General features: G+C 58.6%; 12 protein-coding genes. 5 read left to right on the plus strand and 7 right to left on the minus strand.

What is annotated here, in order from left to right; translation table 11 throughout:
• Positions 1-84: 84 nt before the first annotated feature.
• The 5 genes from WLY71_RS11890 (at position 85) to tadA (ending at position 6,277) form a co-directional block, all read left to right on the plus strand.
• Entirely contained in the window at positions 85-1,308 is a 1,224-nt protein-coding gene (locus tag WLY71_RS11890; protein WP_347803689.1) for a maltoporin, read from the plus strand.
• 62 nt (positions 1,309-1,370) lie between these two features.
• Complete coding sequence (ptsP, locus tag WLY71_RS11895; RefSeq protein ID WP_347803690.1) at positions 1,371-3,905, plus strand: phosphoenolpyruvate--protein phosphotransferase; 2,535 nt, start codon at positions 1,371-1,373, stop codon at positions 3,903-3,905.
• Positions 3,906-3,907: 2 nt separating this feature from the next.
• Complete coding sequence (locus WLY71_RS11900; protein ID WP_347803691.1) at positions 3,908-4,198, plus strand: PTS sugar transporter subunit IIB; 291 nt, start codon at positions 3,908-3,910, stop codon at positions 4,196-4,198.
• A 205-nt stretch (positions 4,199-4,403) separates the two neighbouring features.
• On the plus strand, positions 4,404-5,780 hold the full coding sequence (locus WLY71_RS11905; protein ID WP_347803692.1) for a multicopper oxidase family protein: 1,377 nt from the start codon (positions 4,404-4,406) through the stop codon (positions 5,778-5,780).
• The gene (gene tadA, locus WLY71_RS11910) at positions 5,780-6,277 is read left to right on the plus strand and encodes a tRNA adenosine(34) deaminase TadA (protein WP_347803693.1); all 498 of its coding nucleotides are present in this window, start codon (positions 5,780-5,782) and stop codon (positions 6,275-6,277) included. The genes WLY71_RS11905 and tadA overlap by 1 nt, the downstream gene beginning before the upstream one ends.
• 132 nt (positions 6,278-6,409) lie before the next feature.
• Here tadA and cmoB read toward each other — a convergent pair whose 3' ends face one another.
• From cmoB to lon, 7 genes are all read right to left on the minus strand, one after another.
• Positions 6,410-7,366 carry a tRNA 5-methoxyuridine(34)/uridine 5-oxyacetic acid(34) synthase CmoB gene (cmoB, locus tag WLY71_RS11915; RefSeq protein WP_347803694.1) on the minus strand — a complete coding sequence of 319 codons (957 nt, stop codon included), beginning with the start codon at positions 7,364-7,366 and terminating at the stop codon, positions 6,410-6,412.
• Positions 7,363-8,142 (minus strand): carboxy-S-adenosyl-L-methionine synthase CmoA, encoded by a 780-nt coding sequence (cmoA, locus tag WLY71_RS11920; RefSeq protein WP_193560118.1) that lies wholly within the window; start codon positions 8,140-8,142, stop codon positions 7,363-7,365. The genes cmoB and cmoA overlap by 4 nt, the downstream gene beginning before the upstream one ends.
• Before the next feature lie 160 nt (positions 8,143-8,302).
• Positions 8,303-8,788 (minus strand): hypothetical protein, encoded by a 486-nt coding sequence (locus WLY71_RS11925; RefSeq protein ID WP_347803695.1) that lies wholly within the window; start codon positions 8,786-8,788, stop codon positions 8,303-8,305.
• A gap of 151 nt (positions 8,789-8,939) precedes the next feature.
• Complete coding sequence (locus WLY71_RS11930; protein WP_347803696.1) at positions 8,940-9,572, minus strand: lysoplasmalogenase; 633 nt, start codon at positions 9,570-9,572, stop codon at positions 8,940-8,942.
• A 2-nt stretch (positions 9,573-9,574) separates the two neighbouring features.
• The gene (locus WLY71_RS11935) at positions 9,575-9,967 is read right to left on the minus strand and encodes a protease inhibitor I42 family protein (protein WP_347803697.1); all 393 of its coding nucleotides are present in this window, start codon (positions 9,965-9,967) and stop codon (positions 9,575-9,577) included.
• Between the two features lie 117 nt (positions 9,968-10,084).
• Entirely contained in the window at positions 10,085-10,504 is a 420-nt protein-coding gene (locus WLY71_RS11940; RefSeq protein ID WP_347803698.1) for a hypothetical protein, read from the minus strand.
• Between the two features lie 191 nt (positions 10,505-10,695).
• Positions 10,696-13,113: an endopeptidase La gene (lon, locus tag WLY71_RS11945; protein WP_347803699.1), complete on the minus strand. Its 2,418-nt coding sequence runs from the start codon at positions 13,111-13,113 to the stop codon at positions 10,696-10,698.
• Positions 13,114-13,149 lie beyond the last annotated feature (36 nt).

Genomic DNA, 13,149 nt, shown 5'->3' on the forward strand with positions numbered 1-13,149 from the left:
TTAAAACAACACGCAGAACGCTGCGCGGGGGAGTTTTGCGCGCCGATTTTGCCGTTGCACACAATAAAAATAATGGGGTAGCTCTTGAAAACAACAATAAATCGCAGCCTTGTAGTGGCGGGCGTGTGCCTGGCTTTGCCTCTTTCGGCCCAGGCGCTGGAGTTCGCCGGATACTTGCGCAGCGGCGTCGGGACCTCGGTCAACAGCGGTAAACAGCAGTGTTTTCAACTGCCGGGCGCGCAGACCAAATACCGCTTGGGCAACGAATGTGAGCAGTACGCCGAACTGGAATTGCGCCAGGATCTTTACACCCTGGATGACGGTTCGGTGCTGAGCGTCGACGGCATGGCTTCGTTGTACAACCAGTACGACAAGGACCTGACCTTCAATGGTGACAACGGCTCGGTGCGCCTGCCGCAGGCGTACGCGCAATGGTCGAACATGCCAAGCCTCAACGGCGGTTCGCTGTGGGCTGGCCGGCGTTACTACAAGCGGAACGATATTCACATTTCCGACTTCTACTATTGGAACCAGAGCGCCACCGGCGGCGGTATCGAGGACGTGCTGATCGGCGATCTGAAATACAGCTACGCCTTCTCGCGCAAGGACAACCTGTACCAGAAGGACTACATCAACCGTCATGACTTCAACGTCGCCGGCTTCAACACCAACCCCGGAGGTGAACTGGAGTTAGGCCTGAGCTACATCGACAAACCTGACAGCCGCGACGCTCACCGTGGCTGGGCGATCACCACCCAGCATGTGCAGAAAGGCTTTTTGGGCGGCAAGAACAAACTGGTTTTCCAGTACGGCGAAGGTCCCGGTACCGGGTTGGGCTATACCGGTAACGTGAAACTGGACGACAGCAACAAAAGTTACCGGGTGGTGGAGTTCTTCGACTGGCAAGTGACGCCACGATTTGGCGGGCAGGTCGAGGCGGTTTACCAGAAGGATGTTCGCCCGGACGGCGCTGACCAGAACTGGATTTCCCTGGGCGTTCGCCCGGCTTTTGCGATCACCGAGCAGTTCAAACTGGTGACCGAACTGGGTCACGATCAGGTCGAAGCCACGGGCGGTACGCGCAAGCTGAGCAAGTTCACCTTCGCCCCGACCTGGTCGCCCAAAGGTCCGGAATTCTGGGCACGACCCGAGGTGCGTTTGTATTACACCTATGCGAGCTGGAACGAGGCGGCCAAACGGGCGGCCAATGAACTGGCGAAGGGTTCGGCGTTGTCCGACACCGGCGCCTTTGGCACGGCGCGGCACGGTTCGAATGTCGGATTGCAGGTCGAGTACTGGTGGAAATAAGCGATGCTGTCGGAGCCTCGCGCTCCATCGGCACTTCAAAGAACAAAACAGCAGGTGACGTCATGGCCACACCCCAACAATTGCAATTGCACGCGCCCCTGTCCGGCGTATTGATGCCACTGGACCTTGTGCCCGATCCGGTGTTTTCCAGCCGCGTGATCGGCGATGGCCTGTGCATCGATCCGACTTCAACGACGCTGTGCGCGCCGCTGGCAGGGGTTGTCAGCAATGTGCAGGCCAGCGGGCATGCGATCAGCATCACCGGCGAAAATGGTGTGCAGGTGTTGATGCACATAGGCCTCGACACGGTGAACCTGGCCGGGAAGGGGTTCACGCGGTTGGTGGAGGAGGGCCAGCAGGTTGACGTTGGGCAGTCGCTGATCGAGATCGATGCCGATTTTGTTGCATTGAATGCCCGCAGCCTGCTGACGTTGATGCTGGTGGTCAGCGGCGAGCCCTTCACTTGGCTGACGCCGGAAACGGGTTTGGTAGACAGTGGCCAGCCGCTACTGAGCTTGAATCCCATCGAGCAGACAACGGATGAGTCGGTGAAGGAAGAGGGCGAAGCACTGTTTTCAAAACCGGTGACACTCGCCAATCCGAACGGTTTACACGCTCGACCGGCAGCGGTGTTCGCCCAGGCGGCGAAAGGTTTTTCAGCGAGTATTTACTTGCATAAACACCAGGAAAGTGCGAGCGCGAAATCCCTGGTGGCAATCATGGCGTTGCAAACGGCTCACGGTGACATTGTGCAAGTCAGCGCGGCCGGCCCGGATGCTGAAGCGGCGATCAAGACGCTGGCCGAACTGCTGGTGAGTGGATGCGGTGAAGCGGTGGCGACCTCGGCGCAGGTTGAGGCGAAGGCGATTGAGGCCTCATCGCTGACGGTGTTGCGTGGGGTTTGCGCATCGGCCGGATCGGCGTTTGGCCAAGTGGTGCAGATAGCCGAACAAAACCTGGAAGTGAATGAACTCGGCGCCACACCGCAGGTTGAACGCGATCATCTGTCCCGCGGCTTGGCCGAGGCGCTGCTGGCCCTGCAACAATTGCGTGACAACGCCATTGGCGGCGCGCAGGCAGACATCTTCAAGGCTCACCAGGAACTGCTCGAAGACCCGGGTTTGTTGGAAGTGACTCACGTGCTGATCGACGAAGGCAAAAGCGCCGGGTTCGCCTGGCGCGCGGCCACCGAGTCGGCAGCAACCTTGTTCAAAAGCCTGGGCAATGCCTTGCTGGCAGAGCGGGCGGCGGATCTGGCCGATGTCGGCCAGCGAGTGCTCAAGCTGATCCTCGGCGTACAGGATCAGGCGATGGAGCTGCCGGAAGGGGCGATCCTGATCGCCGAACAACTGACGCCGTCACAGACCGCCGGGCTCGATACCCGCAAGGTACTGGGTTTCGCCACGGTCGGTGGCGGCGCTACCAGCCACGTCGCGATCCTCGCTCGGGCGTCCGGTTTGCCGGCGATCTGCGGGTTGCCCGTTCAGGTGCTGGGGCTGGCCAACGGCACTCAAGTGTTGCTCGACGCCGACAAGGGCGAGCTGCATCTGGACCCGGATCTGGCGGCCATCGAGCAGCTGCAAGCCAATCGTCAGCGCCAGCAGAAGCGCCATCAACATGACCTGGCGCACGCTGCGCTGGCGGCTTGTACCCGCGATGGTCACCATTTTGAAGTGACGGCCAATATCGCCTCGCTGGCGGAAGCGGAGCAGGCCATGGCACTGGGAGGCGAGGGCGTCGGTTTGCTGCGTTCGGAATTTCTTTATCTGGATCGCAATCATGCGCCGAGCCATGACGAGCAAACATCAACCTACAGCGCCATCGCCAGGGCGCTCGGGCCGGCGCGTAATCTGGTGGTGCGCACACTGGATGTCGGCGGTGACAAACCCCTTGCCTATGTGCCGATGGACAGAGAAACCAATCCTTTCCTCGGTATGCGCGGAATTCGTTTGTGTCTGGAGCGCCCGCAGCTGTTGCGCGATCAGTTCAAAGCGATCCTGAGCAGCGCCGGGCTGGCCCGTCTGCACATCATGCTGCCCATGGTCGCGCAGCTGTCGGAGTTGCGACGGGCGCGACAGATGCTTGAGGAGGAGGCGTTGGCATTGGGCCTAACTGAGTTGCCAAAACTGGGGATCATGATCGAAGTGCCGGCAGCAGCCCTGATGGCCGATCTGTTTGCGCCGGAGGTGGATTTCTTCTCGATCGGTACCAACGACCTGACCCAATACACCCTGGCCATGGACCGCGATCACCCGCGCCTGGCCAGTCAGGCCGACAGCTTTCATCCGTCGGTGCTGCGTTTGATTGCCAGCACCGTGAAGGCCGCCCACGCCCATGGCAAATGGGTCGGCGTGTGTGGCGCCATGGCGTCCGAGACGCTGGCGGTGCCGCTACTGCTGGGATTGGGGGTGGATGAACTGTCGGTGAGCGTGCCGTTGATTCCAGCGATCAAAGCGGCGGTTCGCGAAGTGGATCTGGTGGACTGCCAGGCCATCGCCCAGCAAGTGCTGGGCCTGGAAAGCGCCGAGCAAGTGCGCGAGGCATTGCGGCTGTATCACGAAGCGACGGTCGATACTTCACGGGTACTGGAGAACTGAGCATGTTCGAGAAAATGCAGCGGGCGTTCTGGAAAGCGTTGACTCCGGACCTGATCGTGGATGAGCCGAAAGTGGTTGCTCAGGCTGTTTCTGGTCTGGCGCCGGATATCGTCGCCGCTCTGGGCGGTGTGGATAACCTGAAGGCGCAGCAGCCGGTGGCGTTGACCCGTGTTCGGGTGGAGTTGCGGGATGTGGAGCGGGTGGATCGGCAGGCTTTAAGTAGGGCAGGTGTACCGGGAGTCATGAGCCTGGATGACGGGGTGGTGCATCTTTTATTAGGGCTCGATAGGTAAGTGAGCCCTCAAAAGATCGCAGCCTTCGGCAGCTCCAGGGTGTACGACGTTCAAATGAGCTGCCGAAGGCTGCGATCTTTTTGGGGCCTTACAATCTGGTGTGACCAGAAGCCGCGCCGCCCTTACTGTTTCTCAACCGCAGGTGTATCGTATTCGCCTTTTACAGGCCCCATGCCTGTCGCTGATACGTGAGGTAGTTGAGTTCATGTCCTTTACCCGTCGCCAAATCCTCGGTGGCCTGGCCGGTCTTGTTGTCGTTGGTGTCGGAGCGGGGGGCGCGTCGCGGTACTGGTTGGGCAAGATGGCCGACGCCGACGCGGGCCACGACTATGAGCTGATCGCCGCACCGCTGGACGTCGAACTGGTAGCCGGGCACAAGACCGAAGCCTGGGCCTTCGGCCCGTCGGCGCCGGGTACCGAGTTGCGCGTGCGTCAGGGCGAATGGCTGCGGGTACGTTTCATCAACCACCTGCCGGTCGCCACCACCATTCACTGGCACGGCATCCGCCTGCCGCTGGAAATGGACGGCGTGCCCTACGTCTCGCAGCTTCCAGTGCTGCCGGGCGAATACTTCGACTACAAATTCCGCGTGCCCGACGCCGGCAGCTACTGGTATCACCCGCATGTGAACAGCAGTGAAGAACTCGGTCGCGGGCTGGTCGGCCCGTTGATCATCGAAGAGCGCGAGCCTACCGGCTTCAAGTACGAAAAGACTTTGAGCCTCAAGAGCTGGCACGTCGATGAAGAGGGCGCTTTTGTCGCGTTCAGCATTCCTCGCGAAGCGGCCCGTGGTGGCACGGCGGGGCGCCTGTCGACGATCAATGGCGTCGCGCAAGCAGTGATCGAATTGCCCGCCGGGCAGATCACCCGGGTGCGCCTGCTCAATCTCGATAACACCCTGACCTACCGACTCAACATTCCTGGCGTTGAAGCGCAGATCTACGCGCTGGATGGCAACCCCATCGAGCCGCGGCCACTCGGCAAGGAGTACTGGCTTGGCCCGGGCATGCGTATCTGCCTGGCGATCAAGGCACCGCCGGCCGGTGAAGAACTGTCCCTGCGTAATGGCCCGGTACGACTGGGCACGTTCCGTTCGGTGGCGAACACCGATGCACCGACCAAGTGGCCGCCCGCGCTGCCCGCCAACCCGGTGGCCGAGCCGGACCTGGCCAACGCGGAGAAACTCAACTTCAATTTCGAATGGGTAGGCTCAGTGTCGGTGAACGTCGACAATGGCAAGCCGCCGAGCCTGTGGCAGATCAACGGCAAGGCCTGGGACATCACCGATAAAACCTGTGCTGACCGCCCGATTGCCAAGCTCGAGAAGGGCAAGAGCTACATTTTCGAATTGAAGAACATGACTCAGTATCAACACCCGATTCACCTGCACGGCATGAGCTTCAAGGTCATCGCCTCGAACCGGCACAAGGTCATACCGTACTTCACTGACACCTACTTGCTGGGCAAGAACGAACGTGCGCAAGTGGCGCTGGTGGCGGATAACCCAGGGATCTGGATGTTCCACTGCCATGTGATCGATCACATGGAAACCGGCCTGATGGCCGCCATCGAGGTGGCCTGATGCGTCAGATACGTCCCACCGCAATCATCGACCGCAGCCGTGACCGTGACTTCATGCGCGAAGCCCTGACCCTGGCCGCCCAGGGCGCGGCGCTCGGTGAAGTGCCGGTGGGCGCGGTGCTGGTGCAGGACGGTGAAATCATCGGTCGGGGTTTCAACTGCCCGATCAGCGGCAATGACCCGAGTGCTCACGCCGAGATGGTCGCGATCCGCGCTGCCGCGTTGGCCGCCAGCAACTATCGTCTGCCCGGCAGCACGCTGTACGTAACGCTTGAGCCGTGCAGCATGTGCGCCGGGCTGATCGTGCATTCGCGGATTGCGCGGGTGGTGTATGGGGCGCTGGAGCCGAAGGCCGGGATTGTGCAGAGTCAGGGGCAGTTTTTTACCCAGGCTTTTTTGAATCACCGGGTGTTGTACGAAGGCGGAGTGTTGGCCGAGGAGTGCGGGGCGGTGCTGAGCGAGTTCTTCAAGGCCCGACGCGCGAAATCAGCAGACTAAACACCGATACCTGTGGGAGCGGGCTTGCCCGCGATTGCGGACTTACATTCAACATCGTCGTTGGCTGAAAGGACGCCATCGCGGGCAAGCCCGCTCCCACAGGTTTATCTGGTGTCTGAAAGATTGGGGGAGTTACTTACGAGCGACGATGACGGCACGCATCGGCGCCGGCAGCCCTTCAACCGTTTTGCTGTGATCCTCTGGGTCAAGGAAATCGCTCAACGACTGATACTTCATCCACTCCGTACCACGCTGTTCATCAACGCTGGTGGTGCTCACGTCCACACAGCGAACATCCGTGAACCCGGCCCGGCGCAGCCACAGCTCCAGCGCCGGTACTGACGGCAGGAACCACACGTTTCGCATCTGCGCATAACGGTCTTCCGGTACCAGCACCTGCTGCTGATCGCCTTCAATCACCAGCGTCTCCAGCACCAATTCGCCGCCCTTGACCAGGCAATCCTTCAGCGCCAGCAAATGCTCGATCGGCGAGCGGCGGTGATAGAACACCCCCATGGAAAACACCGTGTCGAAGCCTTCCATGTTCGGCGGCAGGTCTTCGAACGGGAACGGCAGGTGCCAGGCATTGGGTTCGGACAGGTAACGCTGCACCGCCTGGAACTGGCAGAAGAACAGCCAGTTCGGATCGACACCAATCACACTGTCGGCCCCGGCACCGAGCATGCGCCACATGTAGTAGCCGTTGCCGCAGCCGACATCGAGGATGCGTTTGCCCTTCAGATCCAGATGCGGTGCAACCCGCGACCATTTCCAGTCCGAACGCCATTCAGTATCGACGTGCACACCAAACAAATCGAACGGCCCTTTGCGCCACGGTGACAGTCCCATCAGCGCGGTGCGCATTTGCGCACGGGTTTCGTCATCGCAATCGGTGTCCAGCGTCAGGCCATTAAGCAGATCGACTTCGCTCGGCTGAATTTTTGGTAAAGCGTCCAACGCACTCTGCCAGCGCTCCAGGTCGCCGTGACCTTTTTCCATTTTCTTGTCGAGTTGCGCTTGCAGGGTATTGGCCCAGTCGGCCAGCGGTGTGCCAGCCAAACGGCGGGCGAGGGGGGACAGATCAATCATGGCAAGGCAATCAACGAGGCAAAGTTAAGACACTGGAACCACGGCACGACTTTCGAGAACCCGGCGGCCAGCAGGCGCTCGCGGTGTTCTTCGAGGCTGTCGGGCTTCATGACGTTTTCGATGGCGCTGCGCTTCTGGGCGATTTCCAGTTCGCTGTAGCCGTTGGCGCGTTTGAACGCGACGTGCAGGTCGGTGAGCAGCGCATGTTCTTCAAGGTCGTTGAAGCGCAGCTTCTCCGACAGAATCAGCGCGCCACCGGGCAATAGCGATTGGCGGATACGCGAGAGCAACGCCGTGCGCTGTTCCGGGGCGATGAATTGCAGGGTGAAGTTCAGCGCCACCACCGAGGCTGGCTGAAATTCGAGGGCCAGGATGTCGCCTTCGATCACTTCGACCGGCAGCAGCTCCTGGAACATCGAGTCCTGACCATTGAGGTACTCGCGGCAGCGTTCAACCATCGCCGCCGAGTTATCCACAGCGATGACGCGGCAGCCGTCAGTGCGTACGTGTCGGCGCAAGGCCTGGGTCACGGCACCGAGGGACGAACCCAGGTCGTAAAGAACGCTGTTGGGCTGGGCGAACTGCGCGGCGAGCACGCCAAGGTTTTCAACGATGGTCGGATAACCCGGCACCGAGCGCTTGATCATGTCCGGGAACACCCGCACCACGTCCTCGTTAAAGGCGAAGTCAGGCACCTGGGCCAAAGGCTGGGCGAAAAGGCGATCGGGTTCTTTGCTCACGGCGGTTCCAGCGGCATAGGTGGAAAAGGCCGGCATTTTAGCCAAATTGACGGGGGGATGCGCGGGTTGTCTGATAAACCGTGGGGAATTTGCGAAGGGGGGCAGATGGGGCCTTGGCTGCAGAGAGCATTTGGAAAAGACAAATGAATGACCAGTTTGAGTAGCAAGACCTGGTCATTCATTGTTTAGAGCGAGATCATCTAGGACGCGTGAAAACGTTGAGTTCGGCGTTGCCAGCGATGTGCAGCTGTTCGGTCCTGTGGTCTTTGCCTTTGAAGTTAAAGTTGATGAGGTAGCGCAATGCCTCGGAGTCGTTCTGGACTACTTCGACGGTAATAGTGCCGCTTTCGGGTTTGTATTGGTAAGAAGTCGAATAGTCGGCGTTAGCTCCATTTTCATAATAATAAAATGTGTCAAATGGAAAGTTTGGGTCTTTGGGTGAGTAAGTGCCTGACTGAATGTCACTGGAAAAAGTAAACATCATCCCTTTTTTGGAATCGTTAAAGCCGTTTTCATAGCTTCGACCGATAAAAGCAATCAAGTTGCTGTTAGTGTCTTTGTCGAACTGGATGTTTTGAGTGTGAAACTTTACGCGGTTTGACACCTTGGCTTCAATATCGCAGTTGACGCTGACAAAGAGGTCTAAAGAAAGTGTCGAATTTTTGCTTTTAAACAGACTCATGATTTTCTTCCTTGGTTTACGTTCATGGTTGGATAGCGCCACTGGAATAGTAAGTAGGCTAGAAAATCTGAGCTACTGTCAGATCTGACAGGTTTTTATAACGTTTCGAAATAGCTTGTCGATTTTATGGTTATGAAATCTGGCTAAGTTGCTATTTGTCTTTATTAAATGCCGAGGCCGCAATCCCCCATTGCCCGAGCCAGTAACTAAGGATGATCACATAAGGCGCTGCTTCAAACGGCACCACGAATCGACTGATGCCAATGACGCTGTCCGAGAACACAAACGCCACCGCACCGCCAGCCGCCAACAGCGCCGAACGTTTCGGCACTTCGGTGCCCAGTCGGGCCAGTGCACGCCAAAGCATCGCGCTGATGGCCAGACCATAAACAATCACCGGGATCAACAATGGGCCCAGCCCGTGGGAAATCAAAATCCCCAGCAGCACGGCGCCGACGCCCAACGCAATTACCAATGGCAACGCCGCTAACCGCCGGCAATCGCTCAAATAGGCTTTCAGATAAGCCAAGTGAGCGACCAGAAACGCCCCAAGACCAAACACAAACAAATCCCCCGGCCATGCCAGCAACACATCGCCGAGCAGGGAGAAAATCAATCCAAGGCTGATCCAGCGCCGATATTCGCTGGGCGGTGCGTCATGCAACCAACCGAGCAAGGCCAAAACCGGCAATGGCTTGACCAGCAGGCAGAGCAACGCAGCGTGCACGCTGACGCCGTAGAGGAACGTCACCGCGCCCATCAGCGCCAGAATCAGCCAGCCCACGATCAGTTAACCGAGATCGCGCAGTCGAAAGTTTCCACTGCCGGTACTTCCGGTGCCCATGGCTGTGAGTAGGTCAGGCGCAAACGGCCCGTGCCAGCGGTGAAGGACTGGAAGCGCCAGGTCGAGAGGCCGGCGCTGCCGACGATCCCCGCGTCTTGCGGATTGCTGTATACCTCGGGGCTGAGTGCGCGCAATACGCCACCGGCCGAATCCTGGATCGCCCAGCGGTAACCTGTGGTCGGGTTGCTTGGCAAGGTCAGGATCAGGTTTTGCCCGCTGTGCAGTTTTACCGGGCATTCGCTTTGTTTTTCCACGGTCACGTTCTGCTTAGGTTGCGTGGCGCAAGCGGCCAGCAGGGAAAGGGCGAGGGGGGCAAACAGGCGAGTGGGGGACATAAGGTCAGTGGCTCCGGCGTTCACGACGAACGGCGAGCATAACTGAAGATGAGACAAATTGTGACGGCGAGAAGAGCGCCCGTGAGTAGGCGCCCTTCAGGGGGGAGCCCCGTCTTGTTAATTTTGGATGAGGTCGAAGCTACCCATGATGTCCCGCAATTCAGCATCTGGGAATTGGACTTTTACAAGGAACGACATTTTGTAGCGTTGGTTAACCGGGTCGAAATCAATCGTACATGTACCTTCCTTGATAAATTCCTTATCAGTAGCCCCACTACTCGTTGTGTGGACATAAATGAAAGACTTAATTCCCTTGGGGAACGTGTGCTGTCCACTGACTGCATCTTTTTCGGTAATGATGTAAATAGTTCTAAAAGGATTCGTTGGGGCAGAGCCCTCTTCCATTCCACTAAAGTGATACATGTCTTCAGTGTCTTTATAAATCTGGAGCCTGTCGGCTTTGAAATCTTTATGACCCTGGATTTTTGCAGTAAATGAGCCTTCTATCGTTGAGGTGACGCGCATGTTGGCAGTCATGTTCGATCCTGGAGGTGAGTAGGGAAATGAGATGTCGAAACATCCTCGCCAACAGCATGTGCGATAGAGTTATGAGAGGTAACTGTCAGAGTTGACAGGTTTTAAGATTGTTTTCATCGGTTTTGTTACCTTTTTATGGGCAAAAAAATCCCCGGCGAGTCTGGATCCACACCGGGGATTGATTGAACGAGTTAAAACAATATCTTCGCCACATCCGTAAACCGCTTGGCAAAGTGCACGGTAATCCCTTCCTTCAGATAATCCGGCAATTCTTCAAAGCTACCGCGATTAGGCTCCGGCAAAATCAATTCAAAGATCTTCTGCCGCCGCGCCGCAATCACCTTTTCGCGCACTCCGCCAATCGGCAGTACATGCCCGGTCAGCGTCAGTTCGCCGGTCATGGCGATGCCTTTTTTCGGCGCCTGGTTTCGGGCGAGCGAGAGCAGGGCGCTGGCCATGGTCACGCCGGCACTCGGGCCGTCTTTCGGGGTGGCGCCTTCCGGGACGTGCAGGTGAACGAAGGCTTCGTCGAAGAACTTCGGATCACCGCCGAACGACTTCAGATTGGAGCTGACGTAGCTGTAGGCGATTTCCGCCGACTCTTTCATCACGTCGCCCAATTGCCCGGTGAGTTTGAAGCCACGATTCAGGGTGTGGATGCGCGTGGCTTCGATCGGCAGGGTCGCGCCGCCCATGCTGGTCCAGGCCAGGCCGGTGATGACGCCGGTACCGGACAGCACTTGCTCGTTGCGGAAGACTGGATGGCCGAGTGAGGATTCGAGGTCTTTCGGGCCGAGCTTGATCACCGCTTTCGGCTCGTCGATCAGTTTCACAACGGCTTTGCGCACCAGTTTGCCCAGTTGTTTTTCCAACTGCCGAACCCCCGCTTCACGGGCGTATCCGTCGATCAACGCTTTGAGGGCGCTGTCGCTGATACTCAGGCTGCCTTTGGACACGCCGGCCTTTTCCAGTTGCTTGGGCCATAGGTGACGTTTGGCGATGGCGATTTTTTCTTCGGTGATGTAACCCGACAGGCGAATCACTTCCATCCGGTCCAGTAATGGGCCGGGAATCGAATCCAGGGTGTTGGCGGTGCAGATGAACAGCACTTTCGACAGGTCCAGACGCAAGTCCAGGTAGTGGTCGAGGAATTCGACGTTCTGTTCCGGGTCGAGGGTTTCCAGCAGCGCCGAGGCCGGGTCGCCCTGGTAGCTCTGGCCCATCTTGTCGATCTCGTCGAGCATGATCACCGGGTTCATCACTTCGACATCTTTCAATGCATGGACGAGTTTGCCCGGCTGCGCGCCGATGTAAGTGCGGCGATGGCCCTTGATCTCGGCTTCGTCGCGCATGCCACCGAGGCTGAAGCGGTAGAACGGCCGACCGAGGGATTCGGCGATGGATTTGCCGACACTGGTTTTACCCACGCCCGGCGGGCCGACCAGCAGCACGATGGAGCCGCTGATCTCGCCTTTGTAGGCCCCGACGGCGAGGAACTCGAGGATGCGGTCCTTGATGTCGTCGAGGCCGGCATGGTGTTTGTCCAACACCTTGCGTGCGTGCTTGAGGTCAAGTTTGTCCTCGCCGTACACGCCCCACGGCACCGAGGTCGCCCAGTCGAGGTAGTTGCGGGTAACCGCATACTCCGGCGAACCGGTTTCGAGGATCGACAGCTTGTTCATTTCCTCTTCGACGCGTTTTTGCGCCTGGGGCGGCAGAACCTTGCCTTCAAGGCGTTGCTCGAACTGCTCGATGTCGGCGCTGCGGTCGTCCTTGGTCAGGCCCAGCTCTTGCTGGATAACCTTGAGTTGTTCCTTGAGGAAAAACTCGCGCTGATGCTCGCCGATCTTGCGGTTAACTTCGGCGGAAATCTCTTTTTGCAGGCGTGCGACTTCGACTTCCTTGCGCAGCATCGGCAGGACTTTTTCCATGCGTTTGAGCATCGGCACGCAGTCGAGCACTTCTTGCAGATCGTTGCCGGTGGCCGAGGTCAGTGCGGCGGCGAAGTCGGTCAGCGGCGACGGATCGTTGGGACTGAAGCGATTGAGGTAGTTCTTCAGCTCTTCGCTGTACAGCGGGTTGAGCGGCAGCAGTTCCTTGATCGCATTGATCAGCGCCATGCCGTAAGCCTTGACCTCGTCGGTCGGCTCGGTGGGCTGGTGAGGGTATTCGACTTCCACCAGGTACGGCGGGCGATGGTGCTTGAGCCAGGTGCGAATGCGCACGCGAGTCAGGCCCTGGGCGACGAATTGCAGTTTGCCGTTTTCGCGACTGGCGTGATGCACCTTGACCAGCGTGCCGTAGAGCGGCAGGGTCGAGGTGTCGAAATGGCGCGGGTCTTCCTGGGGCGTGTCCATGTAGAACAGGGCCAGGGAGTGGTGATCGGATTTGCTCACAAGATCCAGCGTTTCAGCCCACGGTTCTTCATTGACGATGACCGGCAGCACTTGGGCCGGGAAGAACGGGCGGTTGTGGATCGGGATGATGTAGACCTTGTCCGGCAGGTTCTGGCCTGGCAGGGCGAGGTCTTTGCCGGTGGAGTGGTGTTCGGCGTTCTCTGGGTCGGCGTATTCGCTCGGCTCTTCGGGGAATTCTTGCTGGTCGCTCATGGGGCACCTGCGCAATTGGGTATGGGTGTTAGATGG

This window comes from Pseudomonas rossensis, assembly GCF_039888995.1.
In the GTDB taxonomy this organism is placed as follows: domain Bacteria; phylum Pseudomonadota; class Gammaproteobacteria; order Pseudomonadales; family Pseudomonadaceae; genus Aquipseudomonas; species Aquipseudomonas rossensis.

Coding starts and splice junctions, on each gene's coding strand:
- ptsP (WP_347803690.1), top strand. CDS start 1,371: ATGGCCACACCCCAACAATTGCAATTGCACGCGCCCCTGTCCGGCGTA.
- WLY71_RS11925 (WP_347803695.1), bottom strand. CDS start 8,788: ATGAGTCTGTTTAAAAGCAAAAATTCGACACTTTCTTTAGACCTCTTT.
- lon (WP_347803699.1), bottom strand. CDS start 13,113: ATGAGCGACCAGCAAGAATTCCCCGAAGAGCCGAGCGAATACGCCGAC.
- WLY71_RS11900 (WP_347803691.1), top strand. CDS start 3,908: ATGTTCGAGAAAATGCAGCGGGCGTTCTGGAAAGCGTTGACTCCGGAC.
- tadA (WP_347803693.1), top strand. CDS start 5,780: ATGCGTCAGATACGTCCCACCGCAATCATCGACCGCAGCCGTGACCGT.
- cmoA (WP_193560118.1), bottom strand. CDS start 8,142: ATGCCGGCCTTTTCCACCTATGCCGCTGGAACCGCCGTGAGCAAAGAA.
- WLY71_RS11905 (WP_347803692.1), top strand. CDS start 4,404: ATGTCCTTTACCCGTCGCCAAATCCTCGGTGGCCTGGCCGGTCTTGTT.
- cmoB (WP_347803694.1), bottom strand. CDS start 7,366: ATGATTGATCTGTCCCCCCTCGCCCGCCGTTTGGCTGGCACACCGCTG.
- WLY71_RS11935 (WP_347803697.1), bottom strand. CDS start 9,967: ATGTCCCCCACTCGCCTGTTTGCCCCCCTCGCCCTTTCCCTGCTGGCC.
- WLY71_RS11940 (WP_347803698.1), bottom strand. CDS start 10,504: ATGACTGCCAACATGCGCGTCACCTCAACGATAGAAGGCTCATTTACT.